Below are 23,360 nucleotides of genomic sequence, written 5' to 3'. Positions count from 1 at the left end.
AGGTTGATGCCGGGAGCCGCCCCGGCGGTCGGCGTGCTGCTTCAGCGCAGCGCCACTCGCCCATCATAGACGCGCTCTGCCGGCCCGGTCATGATCAGGTGGCTATCACCACCGTCCCAGTCAATCTTCAGGCTGCCGCCAGCCAGGTGGACCTTGACCGGACTGGTCAGCAGGCCACGGCGTATGCCGCAGGCCACCGCGGCGCAGGCGCCGGTGCCGCAGGCCAGGGTCTCGCCACTGCCACGCTCGTAGACTCGCAGGCGGATTTCTCCGGGAGATATCACCTGCATGAAGCCGACATTGACCCGTCTGGGGAAACGCGGATGTCCTTCGATGGCCGGGCCGAGGCGTTCCACTGGTGCCTGCTCGGTACTGTCCACGATCAGTACGGCATGGGGGTTGCCCATGGAGGCGATACTGATCTCGTGGCTCTGACCATCGACGTCCAGACGGTAGGTCAGCTGCTCGTCGGGTGCATCGAAAGGTAATGCCTGCGGGGCAAAGCGCGGAGCCCCCATATCGACACTGATCTGGTTGTCGTTGTGAACATCGAGCGTCAGCGGTCCACCTGCCGTTTCCACCCTGATCTGGTGCTTGTGGGTCAGACGCTTGTCAAGCACGAATCGGGCAAAGCAGCGTGCGCCGTTGCCACAGTTTTCCACTTCGCTGCCATCAGCATTGTAGATGCGGTAACGGAAGTCCATGTCGGGATTCCGTGGCGGCTCTACCACCAGCAACTGGTCGAAACCGATGCCGAAGCGTCGGTCCGCCAGGCGACGGACCTCCGCGTTGTCGAGACGGGCACGTTGGGTGACCAGGTCGACCACCATGAAGTCATTGCCGAGCCCGTGCATCTTGGTGAAATGCAACAACATCACTGGAGCTCCTCGAGCACGGATTCGCCGGCTCGGAGTTCGCTGAGTGTCTCGCGACGACGCACGATCTGGAAACGCTCACCATCGACCATGACTTCGGCGGGGCGCGGGCGGCTGTTGTAGTTGGAGGCCATCACGAAGCCGTAGGCGCCTGCCGAGCGTACGGCGAGAAGGTCGCCTGGTGCGATGGCCAGTTCACGATCCTTGCCGAGAAAATCGCCGGTTTCACATACAGGACCGACCACGTCGTAGACGGCTGCGTCGCGCGCAGCGCGAGTGTCCACTGGGATGATCGCCTGCCAGGCCTGGTAGAGTGCCGGGCGGATCAGGTCATTCATCGCTGCGTCGATGATGGCAAAGTTCTTCGTTTCGCCAGGCTTGAGAAACTCGACACGGGTCAGCAGGATGCCGGCATTGGCGGCAATCGAGCGTCCCGGCTCGAACAGCAGGGTCAGTTGCTCACCGCCGGGCCAGCGTGCCAGGCGCTCGAGAAGCTTCGAGGCATAGGCGAAAGGTGCTGGAGGCGTTTCATCGCGGTAGGGCACGCCGAGGCCGCCGCCGAGGTCCAGGTGCTCGACCTCGATACCCTTGTCACGCAGGCGGTCGAGAAGCACCAATAGCCGTTCGAGGGCATCGAGGAACGGTGCAATATCGGTCAACTGTGAGCCGATGTGGCAGTCGAGCCCGGACACCTTGAGGTTCGGCAGTGCTGCCGCCTGCTGGTAGACATCAAGGGCTTCATCGACCGGGATGCCGAACTTGTTGTCCTTGAGCCCGGTGGAAATGTACGGGTGGGTGCCGGCATCGACATCCGGGTTCACGCGCAGTGATACCGGCGCGACCACGCCAAGGCGCTCGGCTACGGCATTGAGGCGTTCCAACTCGGGTCGGGACTCGACATTGAAGCACTTGATGCCCAGCTCCAGAGCACGCGCCATCTCGTGTTCCTGCTTGGCCACGCCGGAGAATACAACCCGAGAGGGGTCGCCGCCTGCGGCCAGCACACGCTCCAGCTCGCCGATGGAGACGATGTCGAATCCAGCGCCCAGTCGAGCCAGTATATTCAGCACTGCCAGGTTGCTGTTGGCCTTGACCGCATAGCAGATCAGGTGAGGGTGGTCGCCCAGCGCCTGCTCATAGGCCTTGAAGTGGCGCTCGAGGGTGGCGCGTGAATAGACGTAGCAGGGAGTACCGACCTGTTCGGCCAACTCGTTCAGGGAAACCTGCTCGGCGAAGAGCTGGCCATCGCGATAGTCAAAGTGGTCCATGCTCAGCTCTCGTCTTCCGAGGTGGTGTCGGGGGCAGACTCGTCCGCGGATTCCGGCTGCTCGTCATCCTGCTGGTCCTTGTCCTGCTGTGCTTCCTCACGGGGACCGTAGCGCTCGGCGGCTTCCTCGTCACCGGGCAGATACAGCGGCCCCTTCTGGCCACAGCCGGCCACCATCAGACCCAGTAGCGTCAGCACCGCGCTGGTACGCAACAGCTTGATCATGACTGACCTCCCGCTGCCAGGGCCTTGAGTGCTTCACGAGCACGCTGAGCGGCGGCACGCACCTGGTCAGGAGCGGTTCCGCCGATATGATTGCGCGCGGCCACCGAGCCTTCCAGTGTCAGCACCTCGAAGACGTCTTCCTCGATGGCATCGGAGAACTGCTTCAGTTCAGCGAGGCTCATCTCGGAGAGGTCCTTGCGCAGCTGGATACCGAAGGCCACCGACTGCCCGACGATTTCGTGAGCATCGCGGAAGGCCACGCCCTTGCGCACCAGGTAGTCGGCCAGGTCGGTGGCGGTGGAAAAGCCGCCACGCGCTGCTTCACGCATGGACTCGGACTTCGACTCGATGGCCGGAATCATGTCGGCAAAGGCGCGCAGACATCCCTTGACGGTGTCGAGGGTGTCGAACAGCGGCTCCTTGTCTTCCTGATTGTCCTTGTTGTAGGCCAGCGGCTGGGACTTCATCAGTGTCAGCAGGCCGATCAGGTGGCCATAGACGCGACCGGTCTTGCCGCGCACCAGTTCCGGCACGTCCGGGTTCTTCTTCTGCGGCATGATCGAGGAGCCGGTGCAGAACCGGTCCGGCAGGTCGATGAAGTCGAACTGGGCACTGGTCCACAACACCAGTTCTTCACTCATCCGCGACATGTGCATCAGCAGCAGGCTGGCAAAGGCGGTGAACTCGATGGCGAAGTCGCGGTCGCTGACGGCATCGAGACTGTTCTCTGCCGGACGATCAAAACCGAGTAGTTCAGCGGTCAGGTGACGGTCGATGGGATAGGTAGTGCCGGCGAGAGCGGCGGCGCCCAGCGGCAGTACGTTGACCCGCTTGCGGCAGTCGAGCAGCCGCTCATGATCGCGGGCCAGCATCTCGTGCCAGGCCAGCAGGTGATGGCCGAAGGTCACCGGCTGAGCGGTCTGCAGGTGGGTGAAGCCGGGCATGATGGTATCGGCCTCACGCTCGGCGAGCTCGATCAGACCACTGCGCAGACGGGCCATTTCCTCGGCCACGGCATCGATTTCGTCACGCATGTAGAGGCGAATATCGGTGGCTACCTGATCGTTGCGCGAACGGCCGGTATGCAGCTTCTTGCCGGTGATGCCGATCTTCGCGGTCAGACGTGCCTCGATATTCATGTGCACGTCCTCGAGGTCAACCGACCACTCGAACTCACCGGCGGCGATTTCCTGCTCGATTTCCTTGAGTCCACCGATGATGGCGTCACGCTCTTCGTCAGTCAGCACCCCGACCTGTGCCAGCATGGTGGCATGTGCGATCGAGCCCTGGATGTCGTGACGGGCCATGCGCTGGTCAAAATCCACGGAGGCGGTGAAACGAGCGACGAAAGCGTCGGTGGGTTCGCTGAAGCGGCCGCCCCAGGACTGATTGGTGCTGTGACTCATTGGGCTGGGTTTCCTGCATGACAAGAGTGAGCGTGACGCTGGTCTCTCGCTGTCGCGGATCACCGTTGTGGCGGTGTCGTGCTGCACAGAGATGACCGGCACTGAACCATGTCGGAAGTGTACCAGAGTCGGCACGTCAGGCGAGGGCTGGAGAACGCAGGGCAGGTCGAGAGGAAGACATTTTCCGACACTGATTTCCATGAGTGTGGCGCTTCGTCCAATTTTCCTCATCCTGACGGTGCTTTATGATGATGTTATCCACTCATGTTGTCGGTGGCTGCGCCAGAGTCTGTTGACGTACCGCGGCTGTCGATCAGGGAGAATGTTGTGCAACAGACGTCCATCTTGCGAATCGCCACCCGCAAGAGCCAACTTGCCATGTGGCAGGCAGAGCATGTTCGTGATCGCCTGATGGCGATACACCCCGACCTTGAGGTCGAGCTGGTACCGATGTCGACACGCGGTGATCAGATTCTCGATACGCCACTGGCCAAGGTTGGTGGCAAGGGGCTGTTCGTCAAGGAGCTCGAGGAAGCCATGCTGGATGGCCGCGCTGATATTGCAGTGCACTCGATGAAGGACGTGCCCATGCAGTTCCCCGAAAGTCTGGGGCTGTCGGTGATTCTGGCGGGGGCGGAACCAACCGATGCGCTGGTATCCAACCAATGGTCGAACTTCGACGAGTTGCCGGAAGGTGCTCGCATCGGTACGTCCAGCCTGAGACGTGGCCTGCAGATGCGCGAGGCTCGTCCGGACTTCGAGGTCATCAGCCTGCGCGGTAATGTGCAGACCCGTCTGGCCAAGCTGGATGCGGGTGAGTTCGATGCCATTCTGCTGGCGACCTCAGGACTCAAGCGATTGGGCCTGGACGACCGTATCCGTCAGGAGCTGCCGCCGGAAATCTGTCTGCCGGCCTGCGGTCAGGGTGCGTTGGGTATCGAATGCCGAATGCATGATGCCGAACTGGTGTCGCTGCTGGCACCGTTGGATGACCACCAGACGGCGACCCGAGTACGTGCCGAGCGAGCCATGAATACCCGTCTGGAAGGTGGCTGCCAGGTTCCGATCGGTGGTCATGCAGTGTTCGAGGATGACGGACGCACGCTATGGTTGCGCGCTCTGGTGGGAACCCCGGATGGCTCTCGTGTGCTGCGTGCCGAGGGCCGTGGGTCCGCAGACGAGCCGGAGCTGCTTGGCCTGCGAGTGGCGGAGGATCTGCTGGAGCAGGGCGCTGGCGATATCCTTGCCGAGGTCTATGGGGCTCGCTAGTGTGGCGCCCCACAAGTCGGCATGATTTCAGCGCGCTCCGTGGGAGCCATCAGGTGCCGCTGGTGCTGTGTTGTGTCCCTGGTCCATATAGTCGATATGAACGGCGGAACATGCCAGGGTGCTGGACCACGTGCCCCAACGGCACCTGATGGTTCTGAAACACGATGAACTTGCGGGACACCACACTAATGTCAGCACCGGTATTGATCACCAGACCCGGCATGCGGGCGCGCGCACTGGCGGATGCGATTGAATCCAGAGGCTTGCCGGTGGTGCAGCTGGAACTGATGGCTCACGAAGATGTGCCTGAAACGGCGCAAATGCGAGCGATATGGCTCGATATCGACCATTTTCATAAGGTGGTCGTGATCAGTCCCACTGCGGCAGAGCACTTGATCGCTGTGCTGGACCGTTACTGGCCTCAGTTGCCGCAGGGGCTGAACCTGTATGCCGTCGGCAGCGCGACTGCCTCCGTACTGCATCAGGCGTTGGGCGTGCGAGTCCGTGTGCCATCGCCTGGAGCGGGGGAAGAAACCAGCGAAGCGTTGCTGGAGCTGGGTTCGCTGCGTCAGTTGGCACATCAGCGCGTATTGTTGGTGGCCGGTGAAGGCGGGCGCTCTCTATTGGGCGATAGTCTGGCCCAACGTGGTGCGACGGTGACGCGTGTGGAAGTGTACCGACGCCGACTACTGACACCGTCCAGCGAGGCAAAAGCCATGCTGGATCAAGCACATTATCGAGCCCTGGTGGTCAGTAGCGGAGAAATCCTGGAACATCTGGCAAGATGGTGTTCACAGACCGCCTTTGATCAACCGCTTGTCGTATCCAGCCAGCGGTTGGCTAGACTGGCGGAAAAGCTGGGGTTTCGTGTCCCGGTCGTGGCGTCTGGCGCAACCCCCGCAGCGCTGGCGGCTGCGGTGGCAAGGGCCAGCGACCCGAAGGATGCCGAATGAAGATCTCGAAAAGGGCTAGCGACAGATGAGCAACCAACAGCACGATCAGGACGAACAGAAAACCCCGTCCGGGACTGCCCAGCAGGGGGCAGAAGCCGCGTCCGGGGGCAAGGATGCCTCGGGGCAGAGTGCTACCGGGCGGAGCTCCCGACGCTCGCGTCGGCGCGACAAGGCCAATGGGAGCCAGTCGTCGTCCTCCTCCGCTGCATCATCCTCTGCCTCGAGTGCCGCTGCCGATAAGCCAGCCGCCACCGACAGCGCGACGAAGAAATCGGATTCAACGCAAGAGCCCGGCCATTCAACGCAGGCCACAAAGGCTGACTCCAGCACCAGCAAGTCTGCTTCTGCTGCGTCAACCAGCCAACCCGACAAGACTGGCTCAAGCAGTAAGTCGTCGCCGAGCAGCGCTGCTTCCACGGGTTCCTCTTCCACCAGTTCCTCTTCCGCTGCAAAAGGGAGCGGTAGTGGTGGAGGTTCCGGCAGATCCGGAGGTGGAACTGGTGGTGGAAAGTCCGAAGACGGGAAGTCCGGGGGCGGCAAGGCCGGTGTCATCGCGTTGATTCTGGTACTGCTGGTGATCGCAGGCCTTGGCTTCATTGGCTGGAAGGGCTGGCAGCTGCAACAGGCGATGAATGCGCGCATTGATCAACTCAAGGAAGGCGCTGCCAACGTCGAGCAGGTTCGCGAGCTGACCGAGAAGACCGGGCAACTGGAAACGGGTGTCAATGAGCGCCGCCAGGCCATGACTCAGACCATCGACGGCATCAAGACCGAGTTCACTGACTACAAGACCGAAGTCAACGAGACACTCGACCGTGTACTGGCAGAGCTGTCGAAGGAACAGAGTGCAGACAGCCGCGACTGGCTGCATGCCGAGGCCGCATACCTGCTGCGACTGGCCAATCAGCGTCTGCAGCTCGAACGTGACGTAGAGGGTGCCGCCGCGTTGCTGCGCACGGCCGACAACCGCCTGCGTGAAGCCGACAACCCGGCCCTGGTCCCGGTACGTCGCGCCATCGCCGAAGAGCTGGCCGCGCTTCAGGGTGTGCCGCGCATCGACCGTACGGGGCTGTATCTGGCGCTGAATGCCGAGCAGGAGCAGATCGCTGGTCTGCCGCTGGCCCAGGATATCGAAGAGCTGACCGCCGATACCACCATTGCCGAGGCGCCCAGTGGCCCATGGCAGGAACAGCTGTCGAAGATCGGTTCGGAGCTCAAGGATCTGGTGGTGGTCCGCCATCATGACCAGGCGCTGGAAGCTCTGATTACGCCCGAGCAGGAGTCTTATCTGCGCCAGAGCCTGCGCCTGGTGATCGAGCAGGCTCAGGTAGCGTTGCTGAAAGAAGAACAGGATCTCTACGAGGCCAGTCTCGACAAGGCCATCAAGCTGCTTGAAGGCTACTACGATCTGGATGACAGCGGCGTACAGGCGGTCATCACCAGCCTCACCGAGCTCAAGGGCGAGTCGATTCATCCCGAGCTGCCTGATATCAGCGCCTCGCAACAGGCATTGGCCAGCTTCATCGAGCAGCGTTTCGAGGAACGCAACTCGGGTCAGGAAAACGCGGGCCAGGGAGGTGACTCATGAGAAAGCTGATCCTGCTGATCGTCCTGGGCCTGGCGCTCGGGGCTGTTCTCGGTCAGTTGATGGAGTCTGCGCCCGGTTACTGGCTGGTCCGAGTGGGCGATACCTCGTTGCAGACCAACTTCTGGTTCGGCCTGATCATCCTGTTGGCGATATTCATTGTGTTGCACTTCGCGTTGCGGGTGCTGATGCGCATGAGTCGCCCGGTCAGCCGCTACAAGGTATGGAATTCTCGGGCACGCAACCGTACCGCCATGAAGCGTACTGTGCGTGGTCTGGTGGCACTGGCGGAAGGCCGCTGGAAGCGGGCCGAAAAGGCGTTGGTCAAGGCGGCGGATGATTCCAGTACCCCGTTGGTCAACTACATGTCAGCGGCCCTGGCAGCGCATTACCAGGGCCGGTATGAACAGGCCGATACGCTGCTCAAACGTGCTCACCTGAGTACCGATGGGGCTGATCCGGCGGTTGGTATGATGCAGGCCCAGCTGATGCTGGATCGACAGCAGTATGAGGAAGCGCTGGCTATCCTGACACGCCTGGATCGCCATCTGCCGCGTCACCCGCAGGTACTCAAGCAGCTCAAGCAGGCCTATATCAGTGTCAGTGACTGGGATGGTCTGCGGCGCCTGCTGCCTCGCCTGGCTGACCAGCAACTGATCGCCCGCGAGGAACGTGAGGTGCTGGAGTTTCAGGCCTACCGCGAGCTGATCCTCAAGGAAACGCGTAATCCCGAGGATATCGAGCGTGTGCGTAACCTCTGGGCGGATATGCCGGAGCATCTGCGCGCCAATATCGAGCTGATCGCACTGTACACCGAGGCTCTGGTGCAGGGTGGACAACAGGTGATCGCTGAGCGACTGCTGCGTCACTCCCTGAAGGATCACTGGGACAGCCGTCTGGTGCTGCGTTATGGTCTGCTGGGCGTGGATGCCTCGCGTCAGTTGGTCACCGCCGAGAAATGGTTGCAGGAACGGCCCAATGACCCGGACCTGCTGTTGACGCTGGGTCGTCTGGCACTGCGCAATGCCTACTGGGACAAGGCGAAGGAATACTTCGAAGCCAGCCAGCGACAGCGCCCGAGTGGTGAGGTCTGTGCTGAACTGGCACGTCTCTACGCCAACCTCGGTGAGCACAACAAGAGTCAGCTCTACTATCGCCAGAGCGTCGAGCTGCTCGACAAGTCGCTACCTTCACTTCCGCAACCCAGCGACGCTGAACAGAGCTGATTGCTGGTGCAGGATGCAAAACGCCCCGGAGGCTTCGTACCCGGGGCGTTCTTGTATAAGCGGCAAGGGCGCGAGCTACGAACCATCCCGTGCAGCAAACTGCTTGTTGCTCGAAGCTCGCGACTGATCAAGGAAAGGACGGCCGAAGGCCGTCCATCCTGTGCTGATCAATCGCCGGGCGGGAAATCGGGATCCACTTCAGCCCGTTTCGGCGCTTCATGAGTATTGGGAGACTCAATACTGCCGTCTTCGCCGGGCGCCGGGGCTTCTGCGCGTCCTTCCTGTCCCTTGAGGATGCGCAGATTGGCGGCAGGAGCGTGGCCCTGCTTGTCCTCTCCGAAGTAGACCGTGGTATGCGGGAACGGAATGGAGATGCCGGCCTCGTCGAAGTGCAGCTTGACCAGGCGATTGTAGGCACGGCCGACAGCCCACTGATTGCCCGGCGTGGTCATGATGCGCACGCGAATGTTGACCGAGCTGTCGGCCAGCGCAATGACACCAGCGACTTCCAGTGGTTCGAGAATTTCCTTGCCGATGTCCGGGTCGTTGGTCAACTCCTCGAAGGCATTGCGCAGTGCAATGATCGCCTCGTCGACACTCTCGCGGTAGGCAATGCCGTACTCTCCCACATGGTAGGCAAAGTCACGCATGTAGTTGGACACCAGGTCGACGCTGGAGAAGGGCACCAGATGATAGGTTCCGTTCAGATCGCGGATACCCACCGAGCGGATGCTGAGCTTTTCCGCTGTGCCGGTAATGCCACCGACAGTAACCACGTCGCCGGTGTTCATGGCGTTCTCGACCTGGATGAAGACACCAGTGATGATGTCCTGCACCAGTTTCTGGGCACCGAAGCCGATGGCCAGACCCAACACACCAGCACCGGCAATCAGTGGGCCGATATTGATGCCGATCTCCGACAGCACGATCATCGCGGTCATGGCCACGATGACGATGGCCAGCGCATTGCGGAACAATGACAGCAGGGTGTGGGCGCGTGCCGACGGTATGCCCTTGCCAGTGTTGGGGTTGAGGCGGTGCTCGATGATGCTGGCCAGGCCGATCCAGACGGCGATGGCCATCACCAGTATCACCGCCACATTGGAGGCGCGGCTGACGATGGTACGACCCGCCTCGGAGGCATACCAGGCCGGAAGGTCGAAAACGCCCCAGGCCCCACACAGCATCATTGCTGCCACGATCAGAATCAGTATGTTGATCGCTCGCAGGATGTTGGGAATATACGAATTCAGGCGTGGTTCCAGAAGTGGCAGGCGGCGACGGAGGTCGTCCGACAGGGTGATGCGACGACCAATCGATTGCACCAGCAGCCGTGACAGCAGCATGGCGGCAAGGATGACACCTATCGTCTTGAGTGTGGCAATCAGCACATAGGGTAGAGCGTCCTCGGGGCGAGTCAGCGTCAGTACCAGCACGGTGGTGAAATAGGCAATGGCCAGCAGGTGCCAGGTCCGGGCCAGCAGGCGCAGTGCAACACGGGTGGCCGAGAGGTTGGTCTGCCGGGCCTTGTCGATCAGCGCTTCACGTACCTTGTGGCGATTGACCATCACCACGGTAATGGCATAGATCCAGGCACTGACCATGATGACCGTGCCGACGCCACTGCCCAACGGCCTGGACAGGTAGATACTGACCAGCGGTACCACCACCATCAGTCCGTAACCGGTGAGACCAATCAGGCGAGCGATCCAGCGATTCCAGTAGGATGCATCACCGGCCTGGATCGGCAGCAGGCGAAGCCCTTCATAGCGGGAGGCGAACAGCATCCGCACGGCGGCCTTGAGCAACTCGATGATCAGGAAGGCATTGAGAAACAGCGAAGCTCGGGTCGACAGGTTGCCGGTATCGCCCACGGCGAAGGTCGCAACGAGGTTGCCGCCGATATAGGAAAGGCCGATCACCAGCGCGTCCACTACGCCGGCGAAGGCTACGGCAATGATCAGACGAAGGGTGGGGTTGAGGTTGTGGCCAGTCAGCGACCACTGGCTCAGGCGCCGGAACAGGGGTCTGACCAGACGTCGAACCACAAGGAACAACGCCACCGTGGCAACAATGATGATGCCGAGATTGATGGCGGCGTTGATGAAGAAGTCGAGATCCACCGGAGCGGAAGACAGCGAGCCGTCGAACAGCACCACGATGGTATCCAGTACCATCTCGACATGAGTGCTGAAATCACTGACGATCGATGATGTCAGGTGTGCGAGCTGGCCAGGTAGAGAGGTAGGCTCGCTGGCAACAGGCTCCTGCTCGGTTGCCGTTGCTGCTTCCGGAGATGCCTCTGCCAATTGGCGCAGCTGTTCGATCAGTTGAGTTCGCGCCTCATCATTCTCGAGCATGTCTGCCAGGGTCGAGTAGGCAGGCCCTTCACTGCTGGCGGGGGGATCGGCCTGTTGCGCAGTGACGGGGGAAGTCACCATCATGCCGACCAGCAACAGCAGGCCGAGTATCATGGAGCAGAATCGTGGTGGCATCCGAGGTCTCCTTCATCGGTGGCCGTGTCTATGATCAACCTGACAATCAACGGAGTCCTCTCGACTCGGTTGACTGGTGCCCACGCTGTCTACAGCTGCATGGGCCTGCAGGAAATGTCTGAGCTTGCGCAGGCCTGGTGGCCGGCGAAAGCTGTTTTCCAGTGCCGTGACCAACTCGTCAGGCAGTCTGTCGAGCCGGTTTCCGGCGATGGGCGAAGGCTAACATGCATCATGAATGCACGTGTGGCATTTTGGCCATGATCCGGTGTTCTTGTTGCGATGCAATGCAAACCGGCATCGAGCCTGCATCGGAGCACTCCCGAAACAGACCAGTGATGTCGATCAACAGTTCCTTGACCATTGTCCAGGCAACTTCAGAAGCGTAGCGAATACCATAACCAGCGTATCGAAATGGGGAAGACTTTATGGCGATTGGTGTTGCCAGCGTGATGCTGGTCGCGGTGGGAGGCGCTCTGGGAGGAATGGGCAGGTTGTTCGTCAGTCGTTGGGCGGCAGCTCGTCTGGGAACAGACTTTCCCTGGGGGACCCTGATCGTCAATCTTGCCGGTGCCTTTCTGATTGGCTGGTTGGCCGTATCACTGACGGTAGGGGCGGGCCTTTCGCTGTGGCTGATGACCGGCATTCTGGGAGGCTTTACCACGGTGTCTTCCTTCAGTCTGCAGACTCTCGACCTGATGCGTGAACGGCGCTGGATGGCAGCCAGTGCCAATGTTTGTCTGACATTGGTACTGGGTATCGCCGCAGCGGCCCTGGGCGTGGAGCTGGGGCGATGAGGCGTTACATGCCGTATCTGGAGGTCGGTATCGGTAGCGCCCTTGGCGCCGTCTGTCGAATGTTGACTGGCGTTGCTGTCGGTGGGATGTCCATGCCGGTCTTCCCCTGGGCGACACTGATAGTCAACGTGCTGGGTTCGTGGTTGATCGCACGCTTTGCCACTCATGCAATGCTGAATGATTCCGGGCATGTCGCCCGCCTGCACGGTTTTCTGATTGCCGGTTTCTGTGGAGGCTTTACGACCTTCTCGCTGTTCAGTCTCGAGGCAGTACAGCTGGCACTGGATGGTCATCAGGCGCTGGCAGCGGGCTATGTGGCCTTGAGCGTGCCGCTATGGCTGGTGGCGGCCTGGTGGGGGGATAGCGCTGCAAGGCGCGCACAGGCAAGGCGGGGCTAGAGAAAAGCCCGCGCGACGGGCTTTCTGCTCGCCGCGCGGGTATCCGATAGGCAGTATCAACGGCTGGCTTTGCTGCCTTTTTTCTTCGCTGTGCTGGCGCTGGATTTCTCGCTGGCCGGGAAGTGTTCGCGTACCAGGCTCAGAAGGCCTTGAGTCGAAGCATCGAAATCCTGGGTACGCTCATCGATGCGCTCACTGATCTCGCCGGCGATGCGCTTGCCGAGCTGTACGCCCCATTGGTCAAAGGAGTTGATATTCCAGATCACCCCCTGGACGAACACCTTGTGTTCGTAGAGCGCGATCAGTGCGCCGAGGTTGCGCGGTGTCAGTTCGTCGAGCAGCAGCACACTGGAGGGGCGGTTGCCCGGGCAGCTGTAGGGGTCGAGATCACCGCCCTGTTGACTGCCTTCCATGAAGGCGTTGGCCTGGGCCAGCATATTGGTCAGCAACGCGAAATGGTGATCCTCGACGCCGGGCTCAGGTTTGAGTGAAGCAATGAAGTCGATCGGCACATAGCGGGTGCCCTGGTGGAGCAACTGGAAGAAGGCGTGCTGACCGTTGGAGCCGGTCTGCCCCCAGACGATCGGGCCTGTCTTGTAGTCCACCGGGCGACCGAAAATATCCACCGACTTGCCGTTGGACTCCATATCCAGCTGCTGCAGGAAGGCGGGCAACTGATGCAGTGCCTGGTCGTAGGGCACGATGGCCTGAGTTTCGGCACCGACAAAGTTGATATACCAGATGCCGATCAGTGCCATCAGCACCGGCATGTTCTGTTCCAGCGGAGCCTGCAGGAAATGCTGATCCATTTCCCAGGCACCCTGCAGCATCTCGATGAAGCCATCGAAGCCAATGGCCAGTGCGATCGGCAGGCCGATCGATGACCACATCGAGTAACGCCCCCCGACCCAGGCCCAGAATTCGAAGACGTTTTCCTCGCGGATACCGAACTCCATGGCGGCCTTGCGATTGGTCGAGGCGGCGACGAAGTGGGCACCGATATCGGCATCCTCGCCAGCTTGCTCGAGGAACCAGCGGCGTGCAGTGCGGGCGTTGAGGAGGGTCTCCTGGGTCGAGAAGGTCTTGGTCGAGACGATGAACAGGGTGGTAGCCGGGTTGAGGCCACGCAGCACCTTCTGGATATGAGCGCCATCGACGTTGGACACGAAGTGGAAGTTCAACTCTGGATGACGGTGCTTGAGCAAAGCGCGGCAGGCCATGTTCGGCCCCAGGTCGGAGCCACCGATACCGATGTTGACCACATCGCGAATGCGCTCGCCACTGTGGCCTTTCCATTCGCCACTGCGCACTGCTTCCGAGAAGCGCTTGATCTGCTCGCGAGTGCTGTGGATTTCCGGCATCACGTCCTTGCCGTCAACGATGACCGGTGTATCGCCCAGGTTGCGCAGAGCAGTGTGAAGAACAGGACGATCCTCGGTGACATTGATGATATCACCGGAGAACATCTGTGCCCGGCGCTGTACCAGCGCCGAGTGATGAGCCAGCTCGAGCAGTCTGTCGAGGACCTGGTCGGAAATCTGGTGCTTGGAGTAGTCGAGGAACAGGCCGCCGACCCGCAGGCTCATCTTGTTGAAGCGCTCGGGATCCCGGACAAAGTAGTCGCGGATACGGTCGTTGGCCGTTTCTTCGCGAAGTTTCAGCAGGGATTGCCAGGTCACACTACGGGTCAGCTGGAACACTCGGTGTCCTCCTCGATATCACAATATTCAGTTGCTGCGCGACGAGATCCAGGCGCCAGCATCGGGGATGTCCATCTCGTACGGCTGGGAAAGCCAACGGGAGCTCATCATGAAGTCTGCACTTGCCGGGTTGCAGGCTACCGGCAGGTTCCACAGTGCCGCCAGACGCAGCAGCGCCTTGACGTCAGGGTCATGGGGCTGGGGGGCAAAAGGGTCCCAGAAGAAGATCAATAGATCGAGGCGCTGTTCGGTAATGCGTGCGCCGATCTGCTGGTCGCCACCCAATGGGCCACTCATCAGCCCCTCGACTTCCAGTCCCAGCTCCTTGCTCAGTCGCGCGGCCGTGGTTCCGGTACCGACCAACTGATGCTGCTGCAAGTCCTCGCGCCAGCGGTTGGCCCACTCCAGAAGAGCCGCCTTCATGCCATCGTGGGCCACCAGTGCAATACGCTTGCGGGCAGGAATCGAGCGACGGACCTGGCTGGCGGGCTTGGAAACGGTCATGGCGTGCCTCCGGAGCGGTCTGGGAGATAGCGTTAAGTGAATGGTGTCACCTGATAGATGCCACCATAGTGTCTTGAAGGTAATATTACTACGGTGATGGTTATCGACTAAGGTATGAAAGTCGTCGATGTGCGACATTGATCATCGCTAAGTGGCAGATTTCAGTGTCAAATTAGCAATAGCTAACCTATGACCGTTCTCATAATGTTGTAAGTTTACCAAAATAATACTTGAGTCCCGCGCCTCTATGTACCACATTGGACCCCACTCGCGACGCTCGTGCGAGAGATGGTCCTTCACTGACCGCTCGCCTGTTGTCGACACCCGTTACTCATCGATCAGGGGGATCCTGGACATGGCTCTCAAGGTTGCCATCAATGGTTTTGGCCGTATTGGACGCAACGTGCTGCGTGCACTGTTCGAGAACGGCTACCGCGATCGTATCGAGGTTGTGGCCATCAACGACCTCGGTGATCCCGCACTGAATGCCCATCTGCTCCGTCATGATACGGTCCATGGTCACTTTCCCTTCAAGGTAGAACACGATGAGGAGAGTCTCAGTGTCGATGGGCAGCGCATCGCCATCCTGTCCGAGCGTGATCCCGCCAGCCTTCCCTGGGCATCGCTGGGTGTCGATCTGGTCATGGAGTGCACCGGGCTATTCACCAGGCGGGATGCAGCGGCGAAGCACATTGCGGCGGGAGCGGCCAAAGTGCTGATCTCTGCGCCCAGCCCCGACTGCGATGCAACGGTGGTGTTCGGGGTCAACGAGCAGGTACTCAAGGCGGAGCACAAGGTGGTGTCCAACGCCTCCTGCACCACCAACTGCCTGGCACCGGTGGCCAAGGCGCTCAACGATGCCGTGGGCATCGAGAACGGCCTGATGACCACGGTACACGCCTACACCAACGATCAGAATCTGTCGGATGTCTACCACTCCGACCCCTATCGCGCGCGCAGTGCCACGCACTCGATGATTCCGACCAAAACGGGGGCTGCTGCTGCCGTGGGCAAGGTGCTGCCGGAGCTGGAAGGCAAGTTCGATGGCCTGGCCGTGCGTGTGCCGGTCATCAACGTGTCGTTGGTTGACCTGGTATTCACCGCATCGCGGGATACCACGAAGGAAGAGATCAATCAGATCGTCGCCCGCGCTGCCGAGGCGTCTCCGGTGTTGGCGGTCAACGCTCAGCCGCTGGTTTCCATCGACTTCAACCACGATGCCAATTCCTCGACCTTCGACGCCAACCACACCCGTGTCAATGGCCGACTGGTCAAGGTCATGGCCTGGTATGACAACGAGTGGGGCTTCTCCAACCGGATGCTCGATACCGCTCTGGCGATGCAGGCAGCCGGCTGAGCGCGACACGCCAGCTGGCAGCAGGGTTTCTACCTGTTGGGAGAGCCTACGGCGGAATGATGCATTCCGGCTGACACTGTGTTGATATAGCAACGTTGATATGGAAACGCTCGGCTTCGGCCGGGCGTTTTGCTGTGGGCCTGGACACGATGAGGAAACGCCGATGTTGCCTGACTATTCCCTGGTGGCGTGGACGCTGATCATCGTCTCCACCTACTTGACCGGTGTCTCCAAGGGCGGATTCGCCGGCGGATTCGGTACTCTGTCGGTTCCGTTGATGGCGCTGGCCATTGATCCGATTGCCGCTGCCGGCCTGTTGTTGCCGTTGCTGCTGGTGATGGATATCATGGCAGTACGTGCCTGGTGGGGCCATCAGGACATGTCGGAGGTCAAGCGCCTACTGCCGAGCATGTTGATCGGGGTGGTAGTGGCGACACTGGTAGCGGATATGCTCAACGAAGACCATATACGCTTGCTGCTGGGCGTTATTTCACTACTGTTTGTTGCCTACATGATCGTCAAGCCGTCTGCCTCGCGGCCCATCTCGACACTGTGGTCCTGGCCCTCGGGCATTGCCATCGGGATCACCAGCTTCATTGCCCACGCCGGGGCGCCGCCGCTGAATCTCTATCTGGTGCCACGGCGCCTCGACAAGACCACCTTCATTGCCACGGTCACGCTGTGCTTTGCCGCCGTCAACTTGATGAAGCTGCCGCCCTACCTGTGGTTGGGTGAGATCAACTTCACCAGTATCTGGGCATCGCTGGTGCTGGTGCCGGTCGCCTGGGCCGGTATCCGTAGTGGCCTGTGGCTGCAGAGCCGGGTCAATGAGCGGTTGTTCTTCCGTCTGGTCATCATCGCCATGGCCATCGTCGGCGTGCAACTGATCATCAAGGCGCTGGGTTAGGCTTCACCTTGATGGGCCTTCCGTAACGTCGCGATATCCAGTTTCTTCATCCGCATATGGGCCTGGACAAGACGCTGTCTTGCTGCTTCGTCCGGGCTCTGCATCATTTCTTGCATGGCGCTGGGCACGATCTGCCATGACAGACCATACCTGTCCTTCAGCCAGCCACACTGCTCGGACTCGGGCACAGCAGACAACTGGCACCAGTACTCATCGATTTCCTGCTGGGTATCGCACTGCACCATCAAGGAAATGGCTTCGTTGAACTGGAAGAGTGGACCGGCGCTGATGGCCATGAAGGATTGACCAAACAGCACAAAGGACACGACTTCGCAGCTCCCGGAGGGGGTGTCATGAACGGTCACGACACTGGTGATGCTCGAGTCGGGAAAGATCGAGCAATAGAACTCGGCGGCCTCCCGGGCCTCCCTGTTGAACCAGAGGTGGGGGACGATCCTTGGGGTGAGACTGATCATGGCAGCGCTCCCTTGTCAGCGTGGCGATTTTCACGAGGATGCTGAGTAGACGTATCAGGTCGCAGGATTTCGACATCCTTCTGAAGAGAAGGGAAATCGACTGTCGCGACCTGCCCCTGAATCGAACGGTTTCTGAAGAGGTAGTGAAAAGTGCTGCAGGAGTGCTTATGGCAATCCCGGTTGGCATGCGCTCGCTGCCTGGAGTCACGAAAGACTTTTGAACCTCCCGTCTGGCTGGTGGCGGAAGAGATGGGTACGGGAATTGCCCGGGAGGTCCGTGTAAAGACGGACCATTCTGTGGACTGTTGAGTCGGCGACGATTGGCCCGGAAAGTTGAGGGTACGGCATCCAGCAAGGGAGCGTTCGTGGGAGGCGATAAAGGGGCTGAGGGCCGGTGGTTACGGCATCGGAGGTAGTGGAGGGCCAGGTACATTTTCAAATGTTGAACTATGCTCGTTGGTGTTGCAAAGCAGCCCACACACAGGAGCTTCCACAATGGATCTGGCAAGAAGTGTGCTGGTGGTCGCCGCCTTGGCGATGGCCTCTACCAGCTATGCGCAGGAGCAGGACTCTACCGACGACTCTTCGGGGAGCTCATCCGGACCGCCGAATATTCTCTTCATCTATGGCGATGATATCGGTGTCCATAACCTGAGTGCCTATAACCACGGCATCATGGGCTACGAGACTCCGAATCTCGACCGGATCGCCAATGAGGGGGCGTTGTTCACCGATGCCTATGCTCAACAGTCCTGTACCGCTGGGCGAGCCGCATTCATTCTCGGTCAGCATCCATTCCGCACCGGCCTGCTGACCATCGGCATGCCCGGTGACGATCATGGTATCCCGGACTGGACGCCGACCATTGCCGACATGGCCAAGGAACATGGCTACATGACCGGGCAGTTCGGCAAGAACCACCTTGGGGACCAGGATCAGCACTTGCCGACCAATCACGGCTTCGATGAGTTCTTCGGCAACCTCTACCACCTCAATGCGGAAGAAGAGCCGGAGGGTTACTACTATCCCAAGGATCCTGCCTTCCGCGAGCAGTATGGGCCGCGTGGTGTCATCCATTCGACTGCTGATGGCGAGATCGAGGACACCGGCCCGCTCACACGCGAGCGCATGGAAACCGTGGATGAGGAATTCCTGACGGCGGCGACGGACTTCATGGACCGCGCCAATGAACAGGAAAAGCCCTTCTTCATGTGGTTCAACTCCACTCGCATGCACGTCTGGACGCACCTGCGAGACGAGTCGAACGGTGTCACCGGTGTTGGCCTTTACCCGGATGGCATGGTCGAGTTGGATAACTATATCGGTGAGCTGCTCGACAAGCTGGATGAGCTGGGCATTGCCGACAACACCATCGTGGTGTTCTCGTCGGACAACGGTGCCGAGAAGGTCACCTGGCCGGATGGCGGTATTTCTCCCTTCCATGGCGAGAAAGGCACCACCTGGGAAGGTGGCTTCCGTGTACCGCTGATCGCTCGTTGGCCTGGGGTGATCGAGCCGGGTACCAAGTTCAACGGTATCATCAGTCAGGAAGACTGGTTCCCGACTTTCGCCGCGGCCATGGGCGATGATGACATCGTCGAGGATCTCGCCGATGACGATGGCGCCAGCCTCAACGGTACCGACTGGCGTGTTCACCTTGATGGCTACAACATGCTGCCCTGGTTCTCTGGCGAGGTTGAGGAAAGCCCGCGCAACGAGATCTTCTACTTCGATCAGGGCGGTAACCTGAACGCGGTGCGTGTTGGTCCCTGGAAGGCTCACTTCGCGACCCTGGATGGCGCCATCAACGAGGCCACGCGTTCGACACCTGCCTGGCCGTTGGTGATCAACCTCAAGGCCGATCCCTACGAAACCGCCTGGGAAGAATCCGGCATGTACATTCGCTGGTATGCCGAGAACACCATGTGGACCTTCGTGCCCATCCAGCAGAAGATTCGCGAGTTCTTCGCGACCATCCCGGACTATCCGTACCAGACCGGCTCATCCCTGAGCGCCTCGAATCTGGGGTATCAGACGCTGCGCAACGAGGAACTGCTGGAGCGGTTGCAGAATGTCGAGTCGGTGATGCCGGCGGCACGCCAGTAACAGCCGACACCGCTATCATTACTCCAATCGACTGGGCGCGCCTGATGGCGCGCCCTTTTTCATGCTTCCGGATTCATGCGACCTGAACGGAAAGGTTCATCTGGAATGCGCGGGGCGAGTGGCCTATGCTGGCTGGCGCTGGACACGAGGGAAACATGCGCCCTGCGCTGATTTCCGGAGACGGGACCTGAACCCGCGACAGAAACTTCCGAGAGTGGAGATACCATGCAGCCGTTTTCGCGCCTGATGGCGACAGCAGGCACCTTGTTGGGGGCCTGCGCCCTGACCATGTCATTGAATGCTCAAGCCGACACTCGTCTGACCTACAAGTCGGCGTCCGCCGGGACCGCCTACTATCAGATGGGGGTAGAACTGTCCGAGGCGATCAAGGCCGGCACAGAGGGGGAAATGACGCTGACCCTTGAGGAAAGCCAGGGCTCGGTTCAGAACGTCATGGAAGTCATGGCACGCCAGGGCAACTATGTCTTTACTGCGCCGCCGGGATTGGTCAGCAAGGCCCGTGATGGCAGCGGCCCCTTCGAGAAACGTCAGAATCCACGCTTCCAGGAGATTCGTGGGCTCTTCCCGATTCCGTCGTTGACCATGCATTTCGTGGTCGCCAGCGACCAGGATGTGCTGGCTCTGGATGATCTGGCCGGCAAGCATCTGTTGATTGGCCAGGGGTCGTTCGGGGCCCGTGAGGCTCAGCGTTATCTGGAGCTGTTCGGCCTGATCGATAGCGTCGAGGTTGATGGTGCCGATGTCGGCAGTGCACCGGATGCGCTCAAGAACGGCCAGATCGACGGCTTCGCGACCGCGGGCTCGTTCCCGGCGCCGAATGTAATCGAGACTGCCGCCAGCCATGAGGTTGGGCTGGTATCGATGAGTGAGGACCAGATCGAACAGACGGGTGCCACTCCCCAGCTTATTCCCGCGGGCACCTATGCCGGGATCGACGAGGATGTGCTGACCACCTCGCTGCCGGTAGTGGCGTACACCACTACTGCCATGGACGACGATACCGCCTATACCCTGACGAAGACCTTCTGGGAGCGCCGCGAGGCCATGGCCGAGAGCTCTCCGTGGTGGCAGAGCATCAGCCCTGACATGCTCGAGAACTTCGAGGGCAAGCTGCATCCGGGCGCGCTGCGGTATTACGATGAAGCCGGTGTCGATGTCCCCGAATCGCTGCGCTGATCTCCAATCGCCGAGTACACTGTTTTCTCGTAGCTCGTAGCTCGTAGCTCGTAGCTCGTAGCTCGTAGCCTGCTTCTCTCCGGTAATCTTCAATGAGTACATCTTCAACAGAATCCGTGTCACCGGCGGCTGCCGGTGATACACCGCTGCGTTGGCCCTGGATCATGCTGGGGGCGACCTCGGTCGCCTTTCACCTCGGCCTGATCTTTCATGGCCTGACGCCAGCCCTGGTCAGCCGTCCGCTGCATATGGCGCTGATCCTTCCCTGGGTATTGGTATTCTCCGCCCGCAATCGTCGACAGCTTGTCAGTGGTGTTTTCCTTACCCTGTTGGGTGTTGCCGCCTGCCTGTGGATTGCCTTCCATGAGGAGGCGCTGTCCAACCAGTATGGCTTTATCGATACGCCGCTGCAGATGGCCATCGGTGTGCTGTTGATCGTCGCTGCACTGGAAGCGGCACGGCGTGCCATTGGCTGGCCGTTGCCGTTGGTGACCCTGATCGCGCTGAGTTATGGCGTATTCGGACAGTACATTCCCGGGGAGTTCGGTCACCCGGGCCTGCCCATGGCCAGCTTCGTGGGCTCGTTGACCATTGCCGAAGGAGGATTGTGGGGTGAATTGACAGCGGTCAGTGTCGGCGTGGTGGCCATCTTCGTGATTTTCGGGGCGGTGCTCAACGCCGGTGAGGCGGGACAGGGATTCATGAACTTGGCCGGAGCCGTGGCCGGGCGCCTGACCGGCGGCGGTGCCAAGGTCTCGGTGATTTCCTCGGCACTGATGGGCTCGATCTCCGGATCGGCATCGGCCAATGTGGCTTCCACCGGCGCCATCACCATTCCGTCGATGGCTCGATTGGGGTATCCGCGCTCACTGGCGGCGGCGGTGGAGGCCGTGGCCTCATCTGGTGGCCAGATCATGCCACCGCTGATGGGCGCAGGCGCCTTCGTGATGGTGGAGCTCACCGGCACGCCCTATACCGACATCATGGCCGCGGCGTTGCTGCCGGCCTTCCTCTACTTCGCCGCGGTCTGGGTGGGCATCAACGCCTTTGCCACACGACATGACCTGCGCCCGGTTGCGCTCGAAGATCGTCCTGCGCTGCGTGAAGTGGTGACCACGGCGCTATTCTTTGCCGTGCCCTTTGTGGTGCTGCTCGAGCGTATCTTCCATGCCGGCAATACGCCTCAATATGCTGCCAGTGTGGCGATCTTCGCCGGGGCGGCGCTGCTGGCGCTCAACGTCCATCTGCAGGTGTCGGGCCGGGAGTTTGTCACACGTCTGGTGAATGCTGTTGTCACCGCGGGTCGCCAGATCGCCACCATCGGCTCGATCATCCTGTGTGCATCGCTGGTGATTGGTGTGCTGGCGCTGACCGGGCTGGGCGTGAAGGTAACCTCGGGTATTCTGGCACTGTCTGGTGGTGCGCTATGGCCCGCACTGCTGCTGACGGCACTGGCCTGCCTGATTCTGGGCATGGAAGTGCCGACCACCGCCGCCTATGTGATCTGTGTCTCGGTGGCCGGCCCGGCATTGACCGAGTTGGGCTTGCCGTTGCTCACTGCACACCTGTTCGTGTTCTGGTTCGCACTGTTGTCGACTATTACCCCACCGGTCTGTGGTGCGGTGTTCATCGCCGCAGGCATGGCCGATGTGAACTGGCTCAAGGTTGCGGCCAGGGCCATGGCATTGGGCGTCGGGTTGTATGTGATCCCGCTGGCGATGGTCGCTCACCCCGCCCTGCTGGCATTGGGTGAGCAGCCCTGGCAGGCCGTACTCACCAGTCTGGTGATACTGGTCGGGCTGACCTCTCTGTCCTTTGGCCTGATTGCCCGTTTCCACGCTGTGGTGAGAGTGGCACTGGTCGTTATGGGCCTGGTGGTGATCTTCGTGCCCTGGCAGACTTTTCTGCAGCAGAGCCTCTTGAGCTATTAACCCGGCATGCTTTCATGTTGGGTTAATGGCGGCACAGGGACGTGCCGCCGAAAATCAAATCGATCAGGATGAGCTATTTGATTGCCATGTTAATAGCGTTCCACTTCGCGGCTGGCGGCAAAATGCCGGGTCAGGGCGGGATTGTTCGGCAGTATCAGCGGGTTGCCGTCAGCCAGCGGGCGAGGGGCGTAGAGGACCCAGACATCCAGTGCCGGGCCCAGTCGGCGCAGGCAACTCAGTTCATCCGCAAACTCGTCCAGCGCCTCGTCGGCGACAATGGCGGCATCGGCCTCGCCGTTACGCAGGCGGGTCAAGGCGTCAACGGTAGTGGCTGCGTCGATTTCCTGCCAGTCGCTCAGGTCCGTGTAGTAGCGGGTGGCCGGTTGACGCAGCACGCTTCGTGGGCTGGCAGCGTCACGTCTGGCCACCAGTGCCAGTGGTCGACTGGGAGCGATGAAGGTATCTACCGGCCAGGCGCGATGCATGAAGCGCCCGACACAATCGGCGTGGCTGAAGTGTGCGCTGACCTGGAGCAGGTAGTCGTAATGCCCGTCGACCAGTGCAGCAAAGGCTTCGGTAAAGTCATCGATCAGGCTGACGCGGCTGTCGCCCAGGCCGCGGGCTTCGAGATAGTGCGACAGCACCAGTGCATGGTTGCTGCCGGACGGGCCCAGAGTGGCGAAGTGCAT

Annotated in this window: 20 protein-coding genes; 11 read left to right on the top strand and 9 right to left on the bottom strand. The window is 60.6% G+C overall.

What is annotated here, in order from left to right:
* Positions 1-41: 41 nt before the first annotated feature.
* From dapF to argH, 4 genes are read right to left on the bottom strand one after another with little or no spacing between them, the layout of a single operon-like run.
* On the bottom strand, positions 42-875 hold the full coding sequence (gene dapF / locus BUE38_RS18170; RefSeq protein ID WP_073436653.1) for a diaminopimelate epimerase: 834 nt from the start codon (positions 873-875) through the stop codon (positions 42-44).
* On the bottom strand, positions 875-2,143 hold the full coding sequence (gene lysA / locus BUE38_RS18165) for a diaminopimelate decarboxylase (protein ID WP_073436652.1): 1,269 nt from the start codon (positions 2,141-2,143) through the stop codon (positions 875-877). The genes dapF and lysA overlap by 1 nt, the downstream gene beginning before the upstream one ends.
* A gap of 2 nt (positions 2,144-2,145) precedes the next feature.
* The gene (lptM, locus tag BUE38_RS18160; RefSeq protein WP_073436651.1) at positions 2,146-2,367 is read right to left on the bottom strand and encodes an LPS translocon maturation chaperone LptM; all 222 of its coding nucleotides are present in this window, start codon (positions 2,365-2,367) and stop codon (positions 2,146-2,148) included.
* Entirely contained in the window at positions 2,364-3,773 is a 1,410-nt protein-coding gene (argH, locus tag BUE38_RS18155; RefSeq protein ID WP_073436650.1) for an argininosuccinate lyase, read from the bottom strand. The genes lptM and argH overlap by 4 nt, the downstream gene beginning before the upstream one ends.
* 327 nt (positions 3,774-4,100) lie before the next feature.
* On the opposite strand from argH, the gene hemC reads away from it, so the two are divergent.
* The 4 genes from hemC to BUE38_RS18135 all read left to right on the top strand — a co-directional run bounded on the left by hemC (position 4,101) and on the right by BUE38_RS18135 (position 8,806).
* Complete coding sequence (gene hemC / locus BUE38_RS18150; protein WP_255320727.1) at positions 4,101-5,042, top strand: hydroxymethylbilane synthase; 942 nt, start codon at positions 4,101-4,103, stop codon at positions 5,040-5,042.
* Positions 5,043-5,230: 188 nt separating this feature from the next.
* A complete protein-coding gene (locus BUE38_RS18145) occupies positions 5,231-5,995 on the top strand; it encodes a uroporphyrinogen-III synthase (protein ID WP_073436649.1) in 765 nt (254 codons plus the stop codon).
* Between the two features lie 25 nt (positions 5,996-6,020).
* Entirely contained in the window at positions 6,021-7,583 is a 1,563-nt protein-coding gene (locus tag BUE38_RS18140; protein ID WP_073436648.1) for a uroporphyrinogen-III C-methyltransferase, read from the top strand.
* The gene (locus BUE38_RS18135) at positions 7,580-8,806 is read left to right on the top strand and encodes a heme biosynthesis HemY N-terminal domain-containing protein (RefSeq protein WP_073436647.1); all 1,227 of its coding nucleotides are present in this window, start codon (positions 7,580-7,582) and stop codon (positions 8,804-8,806) included. Before BUE38_RS18140 ends, BUE38_RS18135 begins: the two co-directional genes overlap by 4 nt.
* A gap of 167 nt (positions 8,807-8,973) precedes the next feature.
* On the opposite strand, the gene ybiO is transcribed toward BUE38_RS18135, so the two are convergent.
* Positions 8,974-11,301 carry a mechanosensitive channel protein gene (gene ybiO, locus BUE38_RS18130; RefSeq protein ID WP_073436646.1) on the bottom strand — a complete coding sequence of 776 codons (2,328 nt, stop codon included), beginning with the start codon at positions 11,299-11,301 and terminating at the stop codon, positions 8,974-8,976.
* 425 nt (positions 11,302-11,726) lie between these two features.
* Here ybiO and BUE38_RS18125 point away from each other — a divergent pair, with 425 nt between their 5' ends.
* Both BUE38_RS18125 and BUE38_RS18120 read left to right on the top strand, forming a co-directional pair.
* Positions 11,727-12,095 (top strand): fluoride efflux transporter FluC, encoded by a 369-nt coding sequence (locus tag BUE38_RS18125; RefSeq protein ID WP_073436645.1) that lies wholly within the window; start codon positions 11,727-11,729, stop codon positions 12,093-12,095.
* Positions 12,096-12,103: 8 nt separating this feature from the next.
* Positions 12,104-12,493 carry a fluoride efflux transporter FluC gene (locus BUE38_RS18120; protein WP_234987086.1) on the top strand — a complete coding sequence of 130 codons (390 nt, stop codon included), beginning with the start codon at positions 12,104-12,106 and terminating at the stop codon, positions 12,491-12,493.
* A 56-nt stretch (positions 12,494-12,549) separates the two neighbouring features.
* Here BUE38_RS18120 and pgi read toward each other — a convergent pair whose 3' ends face one another.
* On the bottom strand, positions 12,550-14,193 hold the full coding sequence (pgi, locus tag BUE38_RS18115) for a glucose-6-phosphate isomerase (protein ID WP_073436643.1): 1,644 nt from the start codon (positions 14,191-14,193) through the stop codon (positions 12,550-12,552).
* A 27-nt stretch (positions 14,194-14,220) separates the two neighbouring features.
* The gene (locus tag BUE38_RS18110; RefSeq protein ID WP_073436642.1) at positions 14,221-14,697 is read right to left on the bottom strand and encodes a methylglyoxal synthase; all 477 of its coding nucleotides are present in this window, start codon (positions 14,695-14,697) and stop codon (positions 14,221-14,223) included.
* A gap of 355 nt (positions 14,698-15,052) precedes the next feature.
* On the opposite strand from BUE38_RS18110, the gene gap reads away from it, so the two are divergent.
* The gene (gene gap, locus BUE38_RS18105) at positions 15,053-16,054 is read left to right on the top strand and encodes a type I glyceraldehyde-3-phosphate dehydrogenase (protein WP_073436641.1); all 1,002 of its coding nucleotides are present in this window, start codon (positions 15,053-15,055) and stop codon (positions 16,052-16,054) included.
* A gap of 163 nt (positions 16,055-16,217) precedes the next feature.
* Positions 16,218-16,961 carry a sulfite exporter TauE/SafE family protein gene (locus BUE38_RS18100; RefSeq protein ID WP_073436640.1) on the top strand — a complete coding sequence of 248 codons (744 nt, stop codon included), beginning with the start codon at positions 16,218-16,220 and terminating at the stop codon, positions 16,959-16,961.
* Here BUE38_RS18100 and BUE38_RS18095 read toward each other — a convergent pair.
* Complete coding sequence (locus BUE38_RS18095; protein ID WP_073436639.1) at positions 16,958-17,437, bottom strand: VOC family protein; 480 nt, start codon at positions 17,435-17,437, stop codon at positions 16,958-16,960. The two genes, BUE38_RS18100 and BUE38_RS18095, sit on opposite strands and share 4 nt — an antisense overlap.
* Positions 17,438-17,932: 495 nt before the next feature.
* Between BUE38_RS18095 and BUE38_RS18090 the strand changes: the two genes are divergently transcribed.
* From BUE38_RS18090 to BUE38_RS18080, 3 genes are all read left to right on the top strand, one after another.
* Positions 17,933-19,543 (top strand): arylsulfatase, encoded by a 1,611-nt coding sequence (locus tag BUE38_RS18090; RefSeq protein ID WP_174788029.1) that lies wholly within the window; start codon positions 17,933-17,935, stop codon positions 19,541-19,543.
* Positions 19,544-19,768: 225 nt separating this feature from the next.
* A complete protein-coding gene (locus BUE38_RS18085) occupies positions 19,769-20,740 on the top strand; it encodes a TAXI family TRAP transporter solute-binding subunit (protein ID WP_073436638.1) in 972 nt (323 codons plus the stop codon).
* 164 nt (positions 20,741-20,904) lie between these two features.
* Entirely contained in the window at positions 20,905-22,671 is a 1,767-nt protein-coding gene (locus tag BUE38_RS18080; RefSeq protein WP_234987090.1) for a TRAP transporter permease, read from the top strand.
* A gap of 89 nt (positions 22,672-22,760) precedes the next feature.
* Here BUE38_RS18080 and BUE38_RS18075 read toward each other — a convergent pair whose 3' ends face one another.
* Positions 22,761-23,360, bottom strand: a complete 600-nt coding sequence (locus BUE38_RS18075; protein ID WP_073436636.1) for a hypothetical protein — start codon at positions 23,358-23,360, stop codon at positions 22,761-22,763.

The sequence above is a fragment of the Halomonas cupida genome (assembly GCF_900142755.1).
In the GTDB taxonomy this organism is placed as follows: domain Bacteria; phylum Pseudomonadota; class Gammaproteobacteria; order Pseudomonadales; family Halomonadaceae; genus Halomonas; species Halomonas cupida.
This window is presented reverse-complemented; position numbering and strand designations above follow the sequence as displayed.

Excerpts from the sequence above, each read along its gene's own strand:
- dapF (WP_073436653.1), bottom strand. The coding sequence starts at position 875 with ATGTTGTTGCATTTCACCAAGATGCACGGGCTCGGCAATGACTTCATG.
- lysA (WP_073436652.1), bottom strand. The coding sequence starts at position 2,143 with ATGGACCACTTTGACTATCGCGATGGCCAGCTCTTCGCCGAGCAGGTT.
- lptM (WP_073436651.1), bottom strand. The coding sequence starts at position 2,367 with ATGATCAAGCTGTTGCGTACCAGCGCGGTGCTGACGCTACTGGGTCTG.
- argH (WP_073436650.1), bottom strand. The coding sequence starts at position 3,773 with ATGAGTCACAGCACCAATCAGTCCTGGGGCGGCCGCTTCAGCGAACCC.
- BUE38_RS18145 (WP_073436649.1), top strand. The coding sequence starts at position 5,231 with ATGTCAGCACCGGTATTGATCACCAGACCCGGCATGCGGGCGCGCGCA.
- BUE38_RS18140 (WP_073436648.1), top strand. The coding sequence starts at position 6,021 with ATGAGCAACCAACAGCACGATCAGGACGAACAGAAAACCCCGTCCGGG.
- BUE38_RS18135 (WP_073436647.1), top strand. The coding sequence starts at position 7,580 with ATGAGAAAGCTGATCCTGCTGATCGTCCTGGGCCTGGCGCTCGGGGCT.
- ybiO (WP_073436646.1), bottom strand. The coding sequence starts at position 11,301 with ATGCCACCACGATTCTGCTCCATGATACTCGGCCTGCTGTTGCTGGTC.
- BUE38_RS18125 (WP_073436645.1), top strand. The coding sequence starts at position 11,727 with ATGGCGATTGGTGTTGCCAGCGTGATGCTGGTCGCGGTGGGAGGCGCT.
- BUE38_RS18120 (WP_234987086.1), top strand. The coding sequence starts at position 12,104 with ATGCCGTATCTGGAGGTCGGTATCGGTAGCGCCCTTGGCGCCGTCTGT.
- BUE38_RS18110 (WP_073436642.1), bottom strand. The coding sequence starts at position 14,697 with ATGACCGTTTCCAAGCCCGCCAGCCAGGTCCGTCGCTCGATTCCTGCC.
- gap (WP_073436641.1), top strand. The coding sequence starts at position 15,053 with ATGGCTCTCAAGGTTGCCATCAATGGTTTTGGCCGTATTGGACGCAAC.
- BUE38_RS18100 (WP_073436640.1), top strand. The coding sequence starts at position 16,218 with ATGTTGCCTGACTATTCCCTGGTGGCGTGGACGCTGATCATCGTCTCC.
- BUE38_RS18095 (WP_073436639.1), bottom strand. The coding sequence starts at position 17,437 with ATGATCAGTCTCACCCCAAGGATCGTCCCCCACCTCTGGTTCAACAGG.
- BUE38_RS18090 (WP_174788029.1), top strand. The coding sequence starts at position 17,933 with ATGGATCTGGCAAGAAGTGTGCTGGTGGTCGCCGCCTTGGCGATGGCC.
- BUE38_RS18085 (WP_073436638.1), top strand. The coding sequence starts at position 19,769 with ATGCAGCCGTTTTCGCGCCTGATGGCGACAGCAGGCACCTTGTTGGGG.
- BUE38_RS18080 (WP_234987090.1), top strand. The coding sequence starts at position 20,905 with ATGCTGGGGGCGACCTCGGTCGCCTTTCACCTCGGCCTGATCTTTCAT.
- BUE38_RS18075 (WP_073436636.1), bottom strand. The coding sequence starts at position 23,360 with ATGCACTTCGCCACTCTGGGCCCGTCCGGCAGCAACCATGCACTGGTG.